Origin of the sequence: Psychrobacter faecalis (genome assembly GCF_016107575.1) — a bacterium.
Lineage (GTDB): Bacteria > Pseudomonadota > Gammaproteobacteria > Pseudomonadales > Moraxellaceae > Psychrobacter > Psychrobacter faecalis.
Genome location: NZ_JABAST010000025.1, coordinates 25,632 through 45,773, shown reverse-complemented (window position 1 = coordinate 45,773; position 20,142 = coordinate 25,632). Strand labels below are relative to the sequence as shown.

The following is a 20,142-nucleotide window of genomic DNA, read 5'->3' as shown; positions in this document are numbered from 1 at the left end:
CAACGCTAAATCCTGTAAAAGAGCAACAACAGCAAAGATTACAAGCCGCTTAATTTAGCTTGATGGTGACAACTACCTTGAAAAACTCCGAAATAGCACATTTAAGAAAACGAAAAATGAAATATCTAAGAATATGGATACTGACTTCAATAAATTCGGTGTTAGAGTACTCAGGATTTCTAGTTTTGCTCAAAATGGAGATAGTGAAAATTTTGGATATTACATTATTTTGAAAGGTAAACCTTCATTCAATAAGAGTGTTTTACAGAAGCATAATATAGAATTAACCTATTCAACTATAGAAGAAACTAATGGTGGTAACACACGGATTCGATGTATTTTAGTTGGTTGATAGTTATATATAGTCAGCTCAAAATAAAATTGTTATGGTTGGGACAAACATCATAAAACAATTTGGATAAGTCGTTTTCCATCCAGCCTTGGCGTAGAAACTTCACCTGAGCCCATTTTTTCTCCCACTCGAGCACAGCTCTCGTCTTGCGCTCGGGCAAAGCAGTGCTTTGCTTTATCCTCGCTCAGGATTCAGATCAGGGCTGTACGGCGGCAACCATAGAATACGATGACCATGTCTGTTCAGTAGCTTTTGAATACGCTTGCTCTTATGAAATCTGGCGTTATCCATGACAATCACGCATTTGGTTTTAAGACTTGGGATTAGCGTGAATTTGCACCAGTTGTAGAATATGCTGCTGTTGATGTTTGTCTCAAAGTAATCAAGCGCAAACAGTATCTTTTCATACAGAGCACCAATAACGTTGGTTCGCTTTTTACCTTGCCAGTTGTAGCTATCGATACAAGGCTTACCAATCGGTGCATAACCATGAGAGCGAATGGTTTCAGACTCAAAGCCGCTTTCGTCCATATATACAATGGGGTAGCCTTGCTGCTTAAAGTGCTCAAGCTTATTCTGATACGCCGCTCTTTTGATCGGACAGGCTTTTGGATGTTCTAAGGTCTTTTTTTTGACTGATGCCTAACCGCTTTAGGGCATGATAAATGCCTGTTTTACTACAGTTTAAACGACGGGCTCGCTCATACTGGTAATCATCAGGGTGTTCTTTGACATCATTAAGTAGCACGTCATCTGGTATTTTATAGGGTTTGGTTTGCCTGGTTGTTTTGCTATGAATACGTCTCTTCCAGTTCTGTATCGTGGTTGGACTGAGATTATAAAACTCAGCCGCCTCGGCAAAGGTCATACCGTCATCTATACTTTTAAGAACTTGCATACGAAAATCTAGTGAGTAAGTCATAATCTTTATGATAACAATTGGATTTAATAATTAGTTTATAACACTTTTAAGTGGAATTGACTATATGCTGAAGAAACCGTACAAGTAAACTTGGTAAACTAACGACTCAACGAGGAGTTTACCATGTCCAAGAAAGTTAGAACTTACAGCACAGAATTTAAAGCAGAAGCTGTCAAGAAGATAGCGGATAATAATGGCAATATTTCAGCTACTGCAAAGCAGCTCGGGATCGCCATGCAAACCTTATCTAACTGGCAGAATAAAGCCAATCAGGGCAAGCTTGTGGGCACTGAACAATACGATCCTGATCTTATGAGTGCTCTTCAAGAAATAAAGCAGCTCAAGCGTCAGCTCAAAGTGGCTGAAGAGGAGCGCGAGATCTTAAATGAGGAGGGATAAAGCGAAGCACTGCTTCGCCCCGACGCAAGATGAGAGCTATGCTCGAATGAGGCGACGGCGTACTTCGCGAAAAACAGCCCGTAAAGTACGCCTTTATTAAAGACAATCAGCAGATATTTAGCGTCACTACTATGTGCCGTGTATTGAGCGTTAAGCCCTCAAGCTACTACGATTGGCTAAGTCGTGACTTAAGCGAGCAGCAGATACATCGTAATCAGTGCGAGTTACTGGTTAAAGCTGCGCACAGTGAAACCAAGGAACGCTACGGCTTTGAGCGTCTACAGGCGCACCTAAACGGGCAAGGACATGATATCAGCCCTTACATGGTTAGAAGCATTAAAGAGGAGCATGGCATCAAATGCCGTCGCCACAAGCGCTTTAAAGTCACCACTGACTCTAATCACAATAAGCTGGTCTATGACAACGTATTAAATCAGCAGTTTGATATGCAAAGACCGAATCAAGCTTGGGTCAGTGACATCACCTACATCTGGACAAACGAGGGCTGGCTGTATTTAGCAGGCATTAAAGACTTATACACTAAAGAGCTTGTCGGTTACGCCATTAATAAACGCATGACTGCTGATTTAGTTTGCCGTGCACTCACTATGGCAATCAAGAACAAACGACCTCCCAAAGGGCTAATAGTCCACTCTGACAGAGGCAGCCAGTATTGCAGCCATGCCTACCACAAGATCATTAAGCAGCATCAATTTACAGGCTCAATGAGCGCTAAAGGCAACTGTTATGACAATGCGCCGATAGAAAGCTTCTGGGGTACATTGAAGAATGAGCTGATATATCATAAAGATTATAAAACCAGATTTACAGCCATCAACGATATCATTAGATATATCGAGCTGTACTACAACCAGACGAGGATTCAAAAGGGCTTGGGCTATAAATCGCCAAGACAGGTGTGGTTTGATTATTATCGTCAGGCTGCGTAATTAAAATCTCCCAAGTTTAACTGTACGGATTTGACGGCAGGGGTCACTTTAGGTAATGCGAGGTTATGTCTAAATACAATGATTGGTGCGCCCACAGGGACTCGAACCCCGATCGATCGCTTAGGAGGCAACTGCTCTATCCTGTTGAGCTATAGGCGCGTGGTGGAGTGCTATTGTAAAAAAAAGGTCTGACAAAAGCAATGCGTAATCATCAGGCAGCGGGCCTTAGACTTATTTACCATTGCTAAGCGCGTCGGATACATCTACCGAGAGCTCGCCGGTTGCTTGTTTGGCGCGTGAACTTGGTTGAAATAAATTGTCCATATCATTCTTATAACCGTCGATATTGGTATAATTATGCTGGCTTAAGATATCTTGTCCGGTACTTGAGAGCAAAAAATTTCTAAAATTAATCGCCGCAGGGTTTTGCGTTAATACCACGCCATCTACCGCTTGCTCGCCTTGTAGGGCATAGCCAAAAGAACTCAGGCTACGGGTATTGGTATTATCGCTTTTGGCGTGAGCCGCCACTTCTGCATCAGCTTCATCTACGCCATCTTCTGCTTTTTTAACTTGGGCGCTACTATCATTTAATTTGTTTTGGTTGTGCTTGTCTTGAGCGGTTTTTAATTGTTCTTGCAAAGGCGCTAGGCGCTCTTTTGACAGCTTGCCATTCGCAATGATTAAATCGGTATCTATGAGAAAAGACGCGCGCTCATCGTCGGTGCGATGACTGTCGGCAAAATCATTAACGAATAACGTTAAAAGGGCAGCCGAAGGCACATAGTTTGTTAATATTTGCATATTTGGATAGCGTGCTTGAAAGCTTGCAATCACCGCATCTAAAGGTGCTTGCAGCCCATCTTCTGCTTGGATGTGCAAGGTGCTTTTTGCAATGGTATTTTCGTCATTATCCGCAGACGATGTATCATTGTTATTTGCCATAATCGGCAAAGGGTCCATATTTTTGCGGTTACTGGTCCATAACCAAGTAAAGATGGCGATAAAAATAATCAGCAGCAGTAAAATAAGCCCCGCTAATAGCAGCTTGTAATCTCTCATAAGTTACCGCTCTTTTTTTGGTTAATGTGGTTAATTGATAGAGTAGATGATAAATGGTAACAGATTTATTCTTGATGGTTTAATACTTCGTCTACTAAATCTGCCAGCATATGAGCAAAGATGTCCGCGTCTTTTGCTACAGGTGCTGCCGTACTTGGCTCATTAGTTTTTTGTTGGGTAGGATTATTTTCGTTATTACTGTTAGCATCATTAGATACTACTTGGAAGCTTGAAACAGGCACGTTTTGTTTATCCGTCGCTTGAGCAGCTGCCATATTAGTAGACAATGCTTGCAAAGCCTGATGCGCGGCCAATGGCGATTCACCGGTGGTAAGTTTGTCTTTAAGCCATTTAAAACCGTGGGCTTCCCACCATGCTTCAAAGCGTGGTAACGTGCTGCCACGCACCGCTGCTGGCAAGTTTAAAGTACGAAGTTTTTGGGTCAATATCGGGTCGCTAATGGCTTGATGAATGCTAAGATAAAGACCACTGCTATCGTCAGTATAAGGCTGCCTGTTTTGCCATGACCTATCATCAATTTTCATGCGGGGCAATTCCCACAACTCACCGCGGTAGTATACAACATATAACCGGCGTTTAGGATGAACGAAAATGGCATCAATGGGGCGCATGGGCATAGTATTCTGTTATCTCTTTAACAAAAAAGTTTAGGTAAAGGGTAGAGCGACATCCGTTGTCGCAAGCGCTCTTGATTTATAGGTGACGTGCTGGTAAACCACCGCGAACAGTGGCACACTGATCAGCAGATTGCGCACGTTATTAGCTTTTCTCACTACCAACCGTGTTATTAATACTCATCGTTTATTATTAGCGACAGTTTTACTGCCAAACACAGGGTGTTATGCATGAATTGGTACTATAATATCTACTGTTTTTAATCGATATTATGCTAGCAGAAATGCAACAGACTAACGAGCAGCAAACATAGATTGATGAGTGTTGCCTACCACGTTTCTTCTTCATAAAAAGTATGAAACCATACGCTATCATCAGCTTTGCCGTAAAATTTACACGCTCGTCGTGTTGTTTTTAATACTCAATTTTTACTATTCCAGCTTTATTCATTCAAATAGATTACCTCATTTATGTTTACCATTATTCAGTCGCACCGCACCGAGCTTTTAGTTGAGCAGTTGTTGGAGGCCTATAAGTCCAAAAATCAACCCATTTTTGAAGAGTTTGTTGTCATTGTGCCATCAATGGTACTTGGTGATTGGCTAGACAAGTCTATTGCAAGCCAAGCGGGTATCAGTACCTTAGTGACGACGACGTTTTGGGGTCAGTATCAGTGGATATTGATGCAGGATGTGTTGAGCCGCCACAATGCCTATTTATTAGAACAAAACCCTGTAGCGTCAACGTTGAATGTGCCTGAGGTGGCAGTACTGTCACCAACGGTAATGCAGTGGCGATTGTTTGGTTATTTGACTTACTATCAAGAGGCGATTGTCGCTGATGAAAAACATCCCGTTCATCCACTGCTGGCGTCTTTGATTGATGAGCCGCAAGAAGAAGTTCAGCAGGATAAGGCACAGCAAGATGCGCGTATTTGGCAGCTGGCAAGTGATTTGGCGAGGGTGTTTAACCGCTATTTAACCCATCGTGAGGACTGGTTGGATCTGTGGTCACATAATAAGCCGCTTAATGTGGATGCGCTGATAGCGGATAAGGATGCACTATCCTTGCGCTTCGATAAGTATGCACGTGGCACCCCTGAATGGTTGGTGGCGCACTATGTAGAGTTAGAGGTCGCGCAGCGTTTCTTATGGTCGCATTTGTTTGCCGATGTGCATCAGCACCGGGTGGCACTTGAGGATACTTTTTGGTCAGCGCTAAAAAGCAACAAGGCGAATGAGCGTGCTCAACTGCCCAAAGTTCTGCGCATTTTTACCATTCAGCAATTGCCACAAACCGAGCTCGACTTTTTACAGCGCTTGTCACAATACATGGATATCACACTGCTGCACTACAACCCATCCAAGCTGTTTTGGGCGGATATTGTTGATAAATCATGGCTACAGCGTCAACAGATCATTAACCCTGAAAGCGTGTTTCTGCGTGATTATGGGCACAGTTTGCTATCACGTTTGGGTAAACAGTCGCGTGATACTTTTGCGATGCTCGCAAATTTATCGGGTAATGAGCAATACCAAGACGCACTCGTCGAGTGGCAAGATATCTTTAATGAGGGCGATGATAGCAATGATGGCTTGAGCGACGAGTTCAGTATTGATTTTGATGATAGTGCGCAACAGCTGCAAAAGAGCGTAAGCTTATTGAGACGTTTACAAAATGATGTGTTGATGCTCGATGAGCAGTCTACCCAGCAAGCGACCGCGGCCAAAGTATCGCAAGCAGTCAGTAAACAAATAGAGACCGGCTCTGATCAAAATGAGCAAGAGACGCCGTGGTATGTCGATGAAGCATTAGAGAATAAACGCTTTGAGAAGGAGCGTTTTTGGGAAATGTCTGCGCAAGATAATAGCCTAAGTATTCATTCATGCCATAGTTTGCAGCGTCAACTTGAAGTACTGCGTATTATGATTGGGCGCTGGTTGAATGAGCCATTAAAACCTAATGAGAAAAAACGCCATATATCCGATATTGTCGTGTTGCTGCCCGATGTTGAGCGTCACCATGCGCTGATCAGCTCTATTTTCGTCAGTGGTAAAGGTCAAGACGGTTTGACCTTGCCTGCAAAGGTAACTGGTGTGGTCGATGCAGATATTCGTCAGCTATGGGAAGCCATCATTGGTTTTTATAAGCTGTTAGGCAGTCATAGTGCCCGCTTTGAAGCCGCCGAGGTGCTTGATTGGCTAATGCTGCCACCGCTGTATGAAAGTTTTGGCTTAACCCATGATCAGATGAGCCGTGGCTGTGATTTACTGGTAGAGGCAGGCTTTATTCGCGGCTTTGATGAATGGCATCTTAAACAAACCCTAGATAGCAACGACTATGACTACCGGTTTACCTTTGCTCAAGCGTTAGATAGATTAACCTTGGGTCTCGTGATGCCAGAGGCCAGTTTAAGCGATTGCTTATATCCTTTGGCACAGGAAGATTGGCCAAGCACTGCCTTGCCGGAAATGAGTTTGCCGCTGCCGCAAGTGAGCCTAAATGATGCGATAATTATTGAAGCGCTTTGTCGTATTTATGCCGGTTTGACCGCGCGCCGTGATGATCATACACAAAAACTAAAAGCGGAAGATTGGCTTGATCAGATTGAGAAACAAGTCATTCATCGCTACTTTAGTGATGTCGATCAAACGCGTACGATGCGCGCCATCTATAACGCTATGAATGGCTTTAAATCAAGCCTGAGGGCCAATCGTCACTATAGACAGTACGCCAGTAGCGATAGTGTCAGTAATGCTAACAAAAAAGAAGTAGAGCAAAGGCTGGCAGGCGTTGAGCAGTTGCCATTAAAGCTGAATTTTATGCTGGACAGTATTGAAGCAGAGCTTGAGAGTCAGCAGGTCAGTGCCGAGCCGACTGGGGTGATTACCTTTGGTCGATTTGGTGCGTTAAGAAACGTGCCTTTTGATTTGGTGGTGATGCTCAATATGGATCTCTCTGAATTCCCTGGGCGTGATCTTGATAATCGCTATGATTTGATGAAAGCCACTAATGCCCGTCGCGGCGACAGAGTCAGTGAAGATGACGATAATGGTGCGTTTTTAGACGCATTGCTGTGCGCGCGCAGTGCTTGCTGGATATTTTATAACGGTCAAAGTCTGACAGACACCCACGAGCACCTGCCAGCCAACCCAGTCAGTGAGCTATTACAATTTTTGCAAGGTGAGGTGCAGTGGCAGGTCAACTCGCTTGAAGCGTTAGACACATTACCTGAGAATGTTGATTCTACCACCGAGAGCCTTAAGCGTTATTTACCTAAATTGATTAAACAGTGGCTGCTGACTGAGCATCCGGCACTGCCGTTTCATGAGAGTTTGTTTGAAACAGACATTGAAGACGCAGATGTTTGTGAGCAAGCGTCTGACACTCCTAAGCTCAATTTGAATGAAAGCACAGCTATCCACACTGAAAATAATATTCAAGACAACAGCCTTATTGATAATGCAGATGAGTTAGATGTTCTTTTGAATACAGCCATGCGCAAAACCAAGCTTGCGCAAAAACGTCAGTTTCCTCCGGCGCCGCTTTGGCAAGCAGTGTTTAATACCTTAAAGGGCAGAGCATTTAGTGAGCATGCCGAACTGGTTAGCTTGCCTATCAAAGCACAGTACGAATCAATTGCTCAGCTGCTTGGTCAATCTCTAGGTCAGTTAGGACAAGTAGACAATCAAACCTTAGATGTAATAGCTGAGATGTTGTCACTAGACGCAACAGCTGTATTCAATGATTCTGGTGAGGTTAATGACCTTACTAAAAAGGCACTTTCCGAAACTGTATTTAATATTGGAGAGATAGACGTTGAAGGGGTATTGACCTATCAAGTGCGCCATCCTGCCAAGGCATTTTTGCGTACTCAAAAGGTGCATGTGGTGCAGGGTGAGGAAGCGATGGCACATCAAGAGCCACTATTCCTAGACAATCTAACGACTTATCAGATAAAAGAGTATCTGATTAACGAGCTGGCGAGCGATGCAGCAAATAATAGTACCGACAGCACCGCCACGCAAGACAGTCCAATCTTGATGTATCAAAAAATCATGCCAGCAGGTGTGGCGCGCCAAACGACCTTGCCCAATCAAAAACAAAAACTGCAGCAGCAATGTCAGGAATTTAAAGAACAGCTAGTTGCTAATGGCTTGGATGATGCCCAGATATTAGAGGCAAGCGAGATAGGTGGTTTGCAGCTACTGACCCCAACCACCGAGCATCCCGTTCAGCTAGAGTTAGCGACTGTGTTGAACCATGCTGATAATGCGCCACTACCGAAGCTATTGCCTAAAATAGTTAAAATAAAAGGTTCAGTACCAATATCAGTTCCTACATCAGTATCGATAGATGCCAATCACCATCCCTCTAATCTACAGGCTGGCGTGTCCTATGCGGAAAACTCACCCAAGCAGTGGTTAAACATACTGCCCAATTCTGCTAGCCCCAAGCATTTAATCAAGTTTTGGTTGTCGCATCTGTATTGGCAAGTTGCCAGATGTACCACTGCTGAGCAAGTGGCTCTAAATGATGGCGTGAGTATTTGGCGTTTTAATAAGCCCAACTCACAAGTTGGTAAATATAAAGATGTAATCACATTTAAGTTAAGCCCTATTGTGTATGAAGATGCCGTGACCGAGCTGATAAAGTGGGCGATATTTGGCAAGCTAGTAGGTCAAGTGCCGATTACCTTATTGCCAGAATATGCGCTCAGTTATCTTGATAAGTGTGCAAAAGCGGCAGAGAGTGAAGATGAGAGCGGCAGCTATTGGCCAAAACGCGCAGACTTCTCAGATTGGCTAAGACCTAGCTATCACGTAGATACAGTATACGATACCTGCTCGCAGCATGCCATTTGGCAATACGTACTGCGTGATCAAGACGCGTTTAAAACCTTATCAGCAGCATTAACGACGTTAGCACAGCCGCTTTATGAGCCAATGTTTACAGCGCTACAAGGTTTAGATAGTTAGCAGGCTAGCTGGTTACTTAAAACTGTTTAAAACGGTTCGTTTTTTGCCCTTTGGTTTAATTGATAATAAAAAGTGTACGCCCCTATGACAGAATTTACCGCCACCACTCACATGATGGACATTTCTACCCAGCCACACGCATCTGATACATATCAGGGTATGACTGACAGTGAGATTGCGAATCACGACATGATTAAGCCTAAGAATAATGCGGATGTGATACCAGCGGTTGATGTTGCATTGACGGGTCGGCATCTTATCGAAGCGTCAGCTGGTACTGGTAAAACGTGGACACTAACTGGCATTGTACTGCGTCTGTTGATTGAGGCACGGCGTGCACCAGAGCAAATCATTGCGACGACCTTTACTCGCGCTGCGGCTGCTGAGATGCGTCAGCGCATTCATGATCGTTTGGTGGATTTCTATCAGCTGCTGCAATGGGTGAATAGCCTGAGTGCTGACCGCGCTAATAAAGAGAGTTTGTATCCACATATATTACAGGTGACACCTGATAGTGATAAGCAAGCAGTCAATAGCTCAAATACGGATTCAAACGCTGAAATAGATGCAGATGAACTAAATCAAGACTTTGTTTATAACAACGTTCATGACAAAAAAGCTGCTGCTGAAAAGCGTGCACAAGCAAAAAAAGATCGTGAGGACTGGTTAGTCGCTCAGGCTAAATATGTGCGCTTAGATGACATCATGCAAGACCCTATCAATCTGCATCTGGTCGGCTACTTGCTTGATCATGTATACAGTTATCCTATGACAGAAGCCATTCGACGCACGGCGCTTGTATTAACCACCTTGGACAAGCTGTTTGTCGGAACCCTTGATAGCTTGGCGCAAAAATGGTTGAAGGAATACAGTAGCGAGACCGGTCATCAGCAAGGGATGGCTATTATTGAAGACAGCAGCATTGAGCAAGTGACGGACAGTATTGTTCATGATGAGCTGCGTCAGTTTCAAAGTAGGCTGTATCACGAGCAACCTAAATTGTATGCATTGATGGATCAGCAAGGTAAGCTGACGGCGGTGGGCGATCATAAAAGCTATGTAACTCGGTCGCTGAATTTTATTTCTGCGCCAATTGACGAGGTTGTGAGCAGTGATTTTTCTTTGGAGGGTTACGAGCGGCTTATCCGCAGTATCATTGAGCGCAGCGATGAGCTTGATGCTTTCTTTAAGCCTGATGGCGAATACTATGAAGTTCCCAAAGGACAGTTGCAGAATAACAGAGAGTCTTGGCCGAAAATCGTTCAAGTGTTAGAAGAGTCTGGTCCCGCCGCTTATAAGTTCATATCAGACAAAAAAACTTATACTGGAAAGTTAATTGAAGCGTTTCAGAAAACTGATGATATAGGCAAACAGTTCTACAAGCCAAAAGATGGTGAAAGAGTTAATTTGATATTTAATGAGTTGCAGGTGGTTCGTGACTTTAAACGGTATATTGAAGAAAGCAAAAAGCTCGATGAATACGTTATTACTATTTTAGCCAATCTCAATCGCCATATCGTGTTGGCGGTACGTGACAGGCTACCGGTTATATTAGAAGAGCGCGGTGAAACTACCTTTAGCTTGCAGATGGTACGTTTAAACCAAGCATTAACGGGTCGGCAAGGAGAGAAGCTGTCACGTTATATTCGTCATCACTATCCAGTGGCATTGATTGATGAGTCGCAGGATATCAATGGCGAGCAAGCCACTATGATTGAAAGCATCTATTTGCCAACAAATAAACGTAAACCGTTGGCCAATGACAAACAGGCTACTAATAAAACCAACCATGATTTTTTGTTGTTGGTAGGCGATCCTAAGCAGGCCATTTATGGGTTTCGCGGCGGTGATGTCGCCAACTACAATTATATGAAAGCCCAGTTTGAAAAAAGCAGCCTATGGACGCTCGATGTTAATCGTCGTTCAAACGCCAGTGTGATTAATGCCCTAAACTGTTGGTTCGGTATGCCTGCGCCAGTGACTCAAGAGAATAGGCTGGCACAGTTAGGTAGTGGTATTTATTACCAGCACATTAAAGCTGAAAAGCAAGAAAATCAGCTGTCTTGGTTTAATGATTCAAACATACTAAGTAGCGACTTGGTAAATGACGTGCTCTCTGCTCAGCCAGTGAGTGTGTTGCACTTGCCTTATGATAAGGACAAGGAGCTTGAGTATGATGAGTTCGAGATCGCAGCGCGTCATATTGCGACCTTACTCAGCAGTGGTCAGACATTAAAAGGCAAGCCGATTCAGCCGAGCGATATTGGCGTGCTGGCACGTGCCAAAAAAGATTTAAAACGGGTGGAAGATGAGCTGGTAAAGCTCAATGTGCCAACCTTGACCACCAGTGATGTGAGTATATTTGAAACCATTATGGCAGAGGATGTGGCAGCGCTGCTAAGTGCCATGCTATACCCGTATCGTCATGACATGATTAATCGGGTGCTGACCAGTCATTTGTATGGCCTGAGTATCAAAGATATTAAAGCCATGATGATTGACCATGAGGCAGGAGCTGTAGATTTAAATAGCGCTAATATAAAAGCCATCGACAATAAGAAAAGCTATCAAGACTTTATTAGCTATTTAAAAGAAGGTGCCCAGCGTTGGCAGCACTTTGGCGTATTATCGGCCATGCATTACTTGTTAGATCAAAGCCCTGTGCAGCCGCAAGGCGTTTGGCAAGCATTAGCCGCGCATCCAGAAGGCGATCGTCATATTATGGATTTGCGTCATGTAATGGATATATTAGCGCAGTATGGTATCGGCATGGGTGAGTACGAGCTGCTGGCCTGGTTTAGACAAAACATAGATAGCGCGCCTAGCAGCGATTGGGCCAAGCAGTATCCGTTACCGACAGAATCTGGCGTGCAGCTAATGACCATTCATAAATCAAAAGGGTTGGAGTTTCCTATTGTCTATGTGCTGGGTATGGGCGATGCCAGTAGGAAGTCAGGTAATAAAGAAGACTATGGGTTGTATCTCTACAACGCGCAACAAAACCCTACCCAACAAGATGCTACTCAACAAGATGCTACTCAACAAAGTCAGTCAGCGTTGGCGCAGCAATCGACAGGCAATCAGCGCCGATTCTCTCCTGTACAAGGCTCTGCGACCACAAAGGGTTACTATACCGATATTGAAACGCAGGAGGGCTTCGAGGAGCTGCGCCGGCTTGGTTATGTGGCCTTTACGCGCGCCAGTGAACAGCTTTATGTGGTACTGCGAGATCCCCACAACAAAACAGGGTTTGAATTAAAGCCGGTGTTCTATTGGTTTGAGTCACCAGAGCCAAAATTTGAATTGCCAGATAGATTCAAAGGCACCATAGGTATGATTAGAGGGCATAAGGTCAATGAGTTCTATAATGATAACTGTGCTGCTGCTAAAGCAGGCAAATTAACAGAAAGTGGATCGCCCGATTTTATTACGCCCAAAACCGAACCTATTGAGTATGATGATTTTTCAGAAGTTATGAAAATCAATTACTTTTACGGTTGGGCTAAGACCAGTTTTACCGCCTTAGCCCGTCAGCTAGATGAGTCAACGCAGACAATGGCTGTGATGGATGAGCGTATTGATGATGCGATAGATATTGATGTTGATATTGATATCAATATCACCGAAACGTCAGTTTCACCGTCACTGGGTGGTCATGCATCAGATAGTCATGACGCTGCCGCGCAAGTCGATCAGGCAAGTCCCAAGTTAGAGGATGATATTCGTTTTACCTTTGTGAAAGGTGCCAATGCGGGTACATTTTTGCATGAGATATTTGAAAAAATTGATTTTAATAATAAATCCCAGTGGTCTCAGGTTATCGATAGAGCTATTAGTAGCTATCAGCTGCCGTTGGTGTATAGCAGTGCTGAAACCCAAAGCCGTCGATTACAAGCGAAGAAGCAAGAGCAAGGCGATAGTTCTTCATTAAATACTGATTCATTGGATTCGGACTCGATAGATGCTAGCAAGCATGCAGCTCTCATTGGCTGGATTGAAGAGGTGCTACATACGCCGCTATTAGCGTCTGATCAGCCGTTACGCTCTATCGATGCAAGTCAGAGGTTCGCTGAATTAGAGTTCAATATGGGACTGTCAGAGCGTTTTAAAGCACAAGATATTAATAGACTCTTTCAGCAGTACCTGCCTAATGAAACCGACAAACATGTTAATCTTGTCCCGCAAAACAAAGCGCATTTATATCGTTATTTACGTGGTGAAATCGATTTGGTGTATGAGCATGCTGGCAAGTATTATGTCGTCGATTATAAAAGTAACTTTTTAGGAAATAGCCTAAGCGATTATAACGAAGCTACGCTCAAGCAAGCGATGTCCAAAGCAGGGTATTGGTTGCAAGCAGCCATTTATCAAGTGGCATTGCATCGGTTTTTGTCGATGCGAATTGCTGATTATGTAGGCAATGAAGCTAAGTATTTGGGCGCGGTGGAGTATGTCTTTTTACGAGGCGTATATGATCCAACCTCTCAGTTGGTGACTAAAGCAAAAGAGGCGAATGTACTGAGTGGCGGCGACTCAATAGCCAGTGAGACAATGCATGACAAACCAACAAACAGGGCCCGCTATGGACTGGTGACGTGGGATATTCCTATTGATTTTATTAAGGCCTTAGATGCATTGTTTGGCATGCCCAGTTAGCAGGGTACACAAAATGAATGCAATTACGAATTTGATGCAACAAATTACTGTAGCGATTAATCCTATAAGTATAGAGAAAAACAGACCATGAGTAATAATTTATGAATAATAATAAGAGCAGCGCTGCTATTAGCTTACAAGAAAGCTGGGCCAGCAACATCAGTGATTATATTTTGCTGCGCCGTCAGCAAACGCATTTAGCGTATAACGTGACCGATGCCAAGCTTAATACTGGTAGTGAAAAAATAGACAGAACACCAGACAGCGGTTTATTTGCAGCCTTATTTACTATGTTAGCCGCGCATTTAGAAGAGGGGCATACTGTACTCACCATTCAGGAAACTGAGCACGAAGTACCGCTCAGCGGTCATATCAATGACGAAGTGGTGACACTATATGCTTGGCAACAGCAGCTGTTAGAGATGCTAGCAATGCCGCTTATTGCCTTGAATGATACTCAAATAGAGGTTCAATCAGAGGTGGGTATTGAGGTATCAATATTCGTACTGCTAGAGAACTTGTTTGCTAAGCAAGACCAGCTATGGGCGCAGCTGGCACTCAATAATCATGAAAAAGAGATCTTGGTTAAAAGGCTTGATACAGTAGCGGCACTCTACCAATTATTGAAAAATAGTAACTTAACGTTTTTTTCTAAGTTAATCGATGAGCACACTTTGTTCGCTGACGTTAATGCTAATACAAACCAGAATGAAAATATAAATAGCCTAAGCAAAAATAATCAACCTATCGTTTATCAGCTTGTAAATAACAAAAAGGCTGATAAACAAAACGCAGCAATCACTTTTTGGTTACACAGAGCTTGGCAAGCAGAATTTAACTTAGCCGCGCGCATCAACACTATTTTAGACCATCAGGTAACACCGCTAGAGATAGCAATACCCGAAAACCTACACGAAAATCAGATAAAGGCAATTAATGTCGCCAATAACAACGCCTTTAGCATTATTACTGGTGGACCAGGTACGGGGAAGACCTACACCGTTGCTCAGCTAGTGATTGCACTGCAACAGGCAACAGAGAGTGGGGCAGATGCGTCTAAAAGCATTAGATTTAGCACTGACAGTGCCAGCTTGGCATTAGCAGCACCAACTGGTAAAGCGGCACAGCGTATGCAAGAGTCTTTGCAAGCCGCGTTAGACACCGCGAATGTCGAACTACAATTACAAGAAGCCAAAACCATTCATCGCTTGCTAGGTATCGGACGTACTGGCAGACCGCGTTATGATGCTAATAATCCACTGGGCGAGGATATTATTATCGTCGATGAGGCGTCGATGCTAGGGGTGGAGCTGGCGAACTATCTTGTGAGTGCGGTAAAGCCTGGCGCAAGGCTGATACTACTAGGAGATGCAAACCAATTGGCAGCTGTAGATGCAGGGGCGGTACTGGCTGACTTGTGCCGCATTCCGCGGTTAGAGCCTATCCATGCAGAGCTAACAGAGAGTCGTCGATTTACATCAGATTCGGGTATTGGTAAGCTTGCTTATCAAATTAATAAGGCAAAGACAGATACTCATACTATTTGGCAGCTGTTAAAGCATGATAAGGTACTGAGTTTTCAATATGTGAATAACATTAACCCCTTACAAACAGAAGCTTCTCTACATAATGAAATAGAAAATAGCCTAAGCAAAAATAAAAATATCTCAAACCTCACATCAAACTACCATACTTACATAAACAAAATAAAAACGCTGCTGATAAATCCGATAGAAAAATCCGTGCCAGAATCAGTTAAAGATACCATTGCTTCATTAATGGAAACCTTTAATCAGTTCAGGGTGTTAACTGCTGGCCATAATGGCGAGTGGGGCGACCATTATATTAATAAATACTTTACTCAATGGCACCTTACTGAGCTTAAGCTACCACTGGGTCAAAACACATGGTTTCATGGTCGTCCCGTTATGGTCCTTCAAAACAATTATGAGCTAGGATTATTTAATGGCGATATTGGGTTTTGTTTGCAAACTGGTAATGAGCGTAGTCGACTCGAAGTGTTTTTTGAAAACAAGAAGCAGGGGATAGCCGTCAATCTTCTCAATGAAGAGGTGATCGCCACAGCCTATGCGATGACTATTCACAAATCGCAAGGGTCTGAGTTTGATCATGTGGCCATTACTTTTGATAATAGTCATGCAAGATTGCTGAGTAAAGAACTTATTTATACCGCTGTGACTCGTGCCAAAAAACAGGTAACCATATATAGTACGAAATCCGCTTTGGAAAAGGCCGTCCAAACACCCACTGAGCGCCATACGGGTTTGGCATTGCAATTTTAATTGCCACTGACTACAATCAAAGCAATAAGCAATAAAAAAGCATCCAGTCGGATGCTTTTTTATTATGCGATACATTCAAAACATTCAACCAAAGAATGACTAGATTTTGTCTTCTTTAATAGCGTAGATACCAGGCAGATGACGCAAGTAACCATGGAAATCCATGCCACAGCCATAGACATAACGATCTGCAACGTTGATACCAACAAAATCGACATCAAAGTCTGCAACTTTGCGATCATGCTCTTTATTGAGTAATACGCAACATTCAATCGATAAGGGTTTTTCTTTACCTAATTCTTCAACAATGGCTTTTAAAGTAATACCTTCGTCAAAAATATCATCGATTAATAAAACGTGTTCGCCTTCGATACTTACGTCAGGCTTAAATTTCCAATCAAGCTCATTGGTACCCGCATTATCACGATAGCGTGATGCATGGATATAATGCATGCGATGGTAAAAGGTTAGATGAGTCAATAGCTGACCGGCTGGGATAAGTCCGCCGTTCATAACGACCATCACGATTGGGTTTAAACCGGCATAATGTAGATTGAGCTGGGCGGCCAAGCGCTCATAAGCAGCGGCTACTTCGATACTGCTGATCAGGCACTCTGAGTTGCGCAGGGTTTTTTCAATTTCTTGGTTGTTAATTTGGGTCATGAGTTGCGCCTTTGATAAAAGTGCCGCCTATTTTAGCAAATTTTAGCAAATTTGCCCAACACTACCGTTTTAATAAAAACATAATAGTTGCTAATACAACCGCTATTCAGGTTTTTTTACGATAAATGGGCGATAATAATTGGCCAAACGGTTTAAGGAAGTATCTGGCAAATCGGGCAATAGCTTGTTTAATGCCATAGACATGCCTTTGTCGATGGCCGCTTTGGCAACGGGCACAGATTTGCGTTTGATCATGCCAAGCTTTAAGGTTTCAGCATAGCGGCTGACAAAGTGTGTCAACGTTTCCTCGTTCATGGTTTCAAGCGCGGTTTTAAAGGTTTTCATATCTGTATGCTCAGGCGTAATCGCTGCAAAGCCTTTGTCGATGGTCATAGCGTCTTTGTCAGACAGCTGAAAACCAATGCGCTTGATACCATCATTATCGATAAATGTCGCTCGATCTCTTAAAAAATGAAAGCTGGGTAGCACTTCTTCGTTGTTTTCTTTACCCAGTAGGATGTTTAATAGCGTGTCCGTCGCTTTTTCAACGGTGCCGACCACTTTGCGCATGGCTGCTTGACGCTCAGGGTTTGGAATAATATCCACTAAGCCGACGAGTAGGTTGTCAATCAGGTCACGCGCGGTTTGGTGAGTCAACGCGTCGCGATAAGGGTAGTAATCTACTGACTCATTTGATTCAACCACTTGCTCTGCTTCAGTAATAAGCGCTTTTAATTTGTCTGAAGGAACGAATCCAAAATAATGTGCCATTATGCTTCCTTTATTTGTTATTTTTCATGCCTTATGAACGTTACATTTATCGTGAAATCGGTTACCATTTAACCAGAATTTTTGGCAAAGGCTCACCACAATATATGCTAATTAGCGATGTGCCTGAATAGTAAAGTTCCAGATTTTACTGATGAATACTAGTCTCGCAAGATTCCGACGATTTATCCGATGACAGGTGAGAGGAGTCACTCACTGCACACTAATTTAGCATATTTTTCATATTTTGATTTAAAAAGCTTGAACTTATAAGACTACCTACTACCTGTCTAGGGAGAGATGAGATGAATAGTGCTATTGTACTTTTATTCGGTGTAGCTGCCATGCTTTGCGGCTACCTATTTTACTCAAAATTTATTGCCACTAAAATTTTGGCATTGGATAACAGCCGTCCCACGCCAGCACACACAATGAAAGATGGGATTGATTACGTCCCCACAAATAAATATGTACTATGGGGACATCATTTCACCTCAGTCGCTGGAGCGGCGCCGATCATTGGTCCTGCCATTGCCGTGATTTGGGGTTGGGTACCAGCCATCATTTGGGTGGTGCTCGGTACTATTTTTATGGCGGGTGTGCATGATATGTCGGCCATTTGGGCAAGTATGCGCAATCGAGGTCAGTCGATTGGCTCTATTGCTGGTACGGTCATGGGAACCCGTGTCCGTAGCTTGATGATGGTGGTTATTTTCTTATTACTATTGATGGTCAATGCGGTGTTTGGTGTGGCTATCGCCAATATGATGATCAAAACGCCATCTGCTGTATTGCCTGTTTGGGGCGCATTGGTTGTGGCCTTTATCATCGGTCAGTGTATCTATCGCTACAAGATGAATCTGATTTGGGTCTCTATCATTGGCGTCACTGCTTTATACGGTCTGATCTATCTTGGCCCTATGTTCCCAATTGTGTTGCCTGAAACGGTCTTTGGCTTGCCTGATAATGCGGTTTGGATTCTCATTTTGTTTACTTATGCGGCAATTGCATCATTGTTGCCTGTCTGGATGCTGCTGCAACCGCGCGATTATATCAATGGCTTGCAGTTGTTCGTTGGCTTGATTCTATTGTACGCCGCGATTTTCATTGGTACGCCAAATATTGTCGCGCCAGCAGTAAACACAGCGCTGCCAGCTGGCACACCATCACTCATGCCATTGTTGTTTGTGACCATTGCTTGCGGTGCAATCTCAGGATTTCACGGATTGGTGGCGACAGGGACGACCTCTAAGCAGATTGACAAAGAAGAAGACGCACGTTTTGTTGGTTACTTTGGGGCGCTGGGCGAAGGTATGCTAGCACTTGGCGCGATTTTGGCAGCCACGGCAGGTTTTGCGACCCTTGGAGACTGGCAAGCGGTTTATCAAAAATTTGGCGACGGCTCTATTGGCGCGTTTATTGATGGCGGTGCAACCATTCTAAACGCTGGTGTCGGTATCGATATCGTGCTATCACAGACGATGCTTACGGTAATGGCAGCATTGTTTGCTGGTACCACGATGGACACGGGTGTTCGTTTGCAACGTTATATTTTCCAAGAGTTTGGTGAGTTTTATAACTTGCCTGTATTGAACAAAGGCTTCGTTGCAACCCTGCTTGCCGTCGGTAGCTGTTTGCTATTGGCCTTTGGCGCTGGCGGTATCGATGGTGCTGGTGGTATGATTATTTGGCCATTATTTGGTACGACCAATCAGCTGATGGCAGCCCTAACCTTGATGATTGTTACGGTTATTTTATTGCGTAAGGGCAAGCCAGTTTGGTACACCTTGGGGCCACTGACTTTCTTATTAGTTATGACTGTCTTTGCTCTATTAATTCAGCTAAAAACCTTCTTCACTGATGGCAATTGGCTACTGATCATTATGGACATCATTATCTTGATCGCAACGATTTTGGTGACGTTTGAGAGTCTGTCAGTACTGCGTAAAGAGTGGTCAATACACAAAGGTAAAAGCGGTGACATTTAAACGCTAAACCATATTAAATATTTATCAACTCAAAAACGCTAGCAGCAATTGCTGGCGTTTTTTGTATCGACTAGGCATGATAGAGCATAACAAAACATCAGGAGTTAGATGATGAATAATAAAGAAGCACCAAACGAGATAGAAGCAGCTGAAAACGTCCAACCATGGTGGCAACGGTTTGTGGCAGGACTCAATGAGTTTTATCATGCGCCTTATCGCCAAACGATGGCACGTGCTGCCCGTGATGAAGAAGATTTTTTTATGCTGCTGATGTTTGCTGAAAGCTTAGGCATTGATAATCCTGCCAGCTTTTATACCTTAGAGTTACAGCCGTTATTTTTAGAAAACTTTCACGAATGGCACACGCGCATGGGTATGGATAGATGCCCATTTGACCATGTTGGCTGCTGCTAATCGTTTATTTATGATTGAAAAATAAAAATAATATAAGAAATGAGATAAAA

At 43.5% G+C, this 20,142-nt stretch carries 11 protein-coding genes, 1 tRNA gene and 1 pseudogene; 6 read left to right on the top strand and 7 right to left on the bottom strand.

Going from position 1 to position 20,142, the window contains the following annotated elements:
• Positions 1-526 precede the first annotated feature (526 nt).
• On the bottom strand, positions 527-949 hold the full coding sequence (locus tag JFC07_RS08920; RefSeq protein ID WP_198328884.1) for a transposase: 423 nt from the start codon (positions 947-949) through the stop codon (positions 527-529).
• Positions 924-1,274 (bottom strand): IS630 transposase-related protein, encoded by a 351-nt coding sequence (locus tag JFC07_RS08915; protein ID WP_198328881.1) that lies wholly within the window; start codon positions 1,272-1,274, stop codon positions 924-926. Before JFC07_RS08915 ends, JFC07_RS08920 begins: the two co-directional genes overlap by 26 nt.
• A gap of 123 nt (positions 1,275-1,397) precedes the next feature.
• Between JFC07_RS08915 and JFC07_RS08910 the strand changes: the two are divergent.
• Positions 1,398-2,623 (top strand): annotated as a pseudogene (locus JFC07_RS08910) (IS3 family transposase).
• Positions 2,624-2,706: 83 nt separating this feature from the next.
• Here the strand turns inward: JFC07_RS08910 and JFC07_RS08905 are convergent.
• The 3 genes from JFC07_RS08905 to JFC07_RS08895 form a co-directional block, all read right to left on the bottom strand.
• A tRNA-Arg gene (locus JFC07_RS08905) sits at positions 2,707-2,782 on the bottom strand.
• A gap of 72 nt (positions 2,783-2,854) precedes the next feature.
• A complete protein-coding gene (locus JFC07_RS08900) occupies positions 2,855-3,685 on the bottom strand; it encodes a hypothetical protein (RefSeq protein ID WP_191691993.1) in 831 nt (276 codons plus the stop codon).
• A 65-nt stretch (positions 3,686-3,750) separates the two neighbouring features.
• Positions 3,751-4,323, bottom strand: a complete 573-nt coding sequence (locus tag JFC07_RS08895) for a hypothetical protein (protein ID WP_102076849.1) — start codon at positions 4,321-4,323, stop codon at positions 3,751-3,753.
• Between the two features lie 468 nt (positions 4,324-4,791).
• Between JFC07_RS08895 and JFC07_RS08890 the strand changes: the two genes are divergently transcribed.
• The 3 genes from JFC07_RS08890 (at position 4,792) to recD (ending at position 16,259) form a co-directional block, all read left to right on the top strand.
• Positions 4,792-9,300, top strand: a complete 4,509-nt coding sequence (locus JFC07_RS08890; RefSeq protein ID WP_198328880.1) for an exodeoxyribonuclease V subunit gamma — start codon at positions 4,792-4,794, stop codon at positions 9,298-9,300.
• A gap of 84 nt (positions 9,301-9,384) precedes the next feature.
• The gene (locus JFC07_RS08885; protein WP_198328879.1) at positions 9,385-13,956 is read left to right on the top strand and encodes a UvrD-helicase domain-containing protein; all 4,572 of its coding nucleotides are present in this window, start codon (positions 9,385-9,387) and stop codon (positions 13,954-13,956) included.
• 101 nt (positions 13,957-14,057) lie between these two features.
• On the top strand, positions 14,058-16,259 hold the full coding sequence (gene recD / locus JFC07_RS08880) for an exodeoxyribonuclease V subunit alpha (protein WP_198328878.1): 2,202 nt from the start codon (positions 14,058-14,060) through the stop codon (positions 16,257-16,259).
• Between the two features lie 99 nt (positions 16,260-16,358).
• On the opposite strand, the gene JFC07_RS08875 is transcribed toward recD, so the two are convergent.
• The gene (locus tag JFC07_RS08875) at positions 16,359-16,922 is read right to left on the bottom strand and encodes a hypoxanthine-guanine phosphoribosyltransferase (protein ID WP_068404752.1); all 564 of its coding nucleotides are present in this window, start codon (positions 16,920-16,922) and stop codon (positions 16,359-16,361) included.
• A gap of 102 nt (positions 16,923-17,024) precedes the next feature.
• Complete coding sequence (locus JFC07_RS08870) at positions 17,025-17,693, bottom strand: hypothetical protein (RefSeq protein ID WP_105245835.1); 669 nt, start codon at positions 17,691-17,693, stop codon at positions 17,025-17,027.
• A gap of 302 nt (positions 17,694-17,995) precedes the next feature.
• On the opposite strand from JFC07_RS08870, the gene JFC07_RS08865 reads away from it, so the two are divergent.
• Entirely contained in the window at positions 17,996-19,678 is a 1,683-nt protein-coding gene (locus JFC07_RS08865; RefSeq protein ID WP_198328877.1) for a carbon starvation CstA family protein, read from the top strand.
• A 108-nt stretch (positions 19,679-19,786) separates the two neighbouring features.
• Positions 19,787-20,092 carry a cory-CC-star protein gene (locus JFC07_RS08860; protein WP_390625434.1) on the top strand — a complete coding sequence of 102 codons (306 nt, stop codon included), beginning with the start codon at positions 19,787-19,789 and terminating at the stop codon, positions 20,090-20,092.
• The last annotated feature ends 50 nt before the right edge of the window (positions 20,093-20,142 follow it).

Bases quoted from the DNA above. Each gene is read 5' to 3' on its own strand.
- JFC07_RS08915 (WP_198328881.1), bottom strand. From the start codon at position 1,274: ATGACTTACTCACTAGATTTTCGTATGCAAGTTCTTAAAAGTATAGAT.
- JFC07_RS08900 (WP_191691993.1), bottom strand. From the start codon at position 3,685: ATGAGAGATTACAAGCTGCTATTAGCGGGGCTTATTTTACTGCTGCTG.
- JFC07_RS08895 (WP_102076849.1), bottom strand. From the start codon at position 4,323: ATGCCCATGCGCCCCATTGATGCCATTTTCGTTCATCCTAAACGCCGG.
- JFC07_RS08890 (WP_198328880.1), top strand. From the start codon at position 4,792: ATGTTTACCATTATTCAGTCGCACCGCACCGAGCTTTTAGTTGAGCAG.
- JFC07_RS08885 (WP_198328879.1), top strand. From the start codon at position 9,385: ATGACAGAATTTACCGCCACCACTCACATGATGGACATTTCTACCCAG.
- recD (WP_198328878.1), top strand. From the start codon at position 14,058: ATGAATAATAATAAGAGCAGCGCTGCTATTAGCTTACAAGAAAGCTGG.
- JFC07_RS08875 (WP_068404752.1), bottom strand. From the start codon at position 16,922: ATGACCCAAATTAACAACCAAGAAATTGAAAAAACCCTGCGCAACTCA.
- JFC07_RS08870 (WP_105245835.1), bottom strand. From the start codon at position 17,693: ATGGCACATTATTTTGGATTCGTTCCTTCAGACAAATTAAAAGCGCTT.
- JFC07_RS08865 (WP_198328877.1), top strand. From the start codon at position 17,996: ATGAATAGTGCTATTGTACTTTTATTCGGTGTAGCTGCCATGCTTTGC.
- JFC07_RS08860 (WP_390625434.1), top strand. From the start codon at position 19,787: ATGATGAATAATAAAGAAGCACCAAACGAGATAGAAGCAGCTGAAAAC.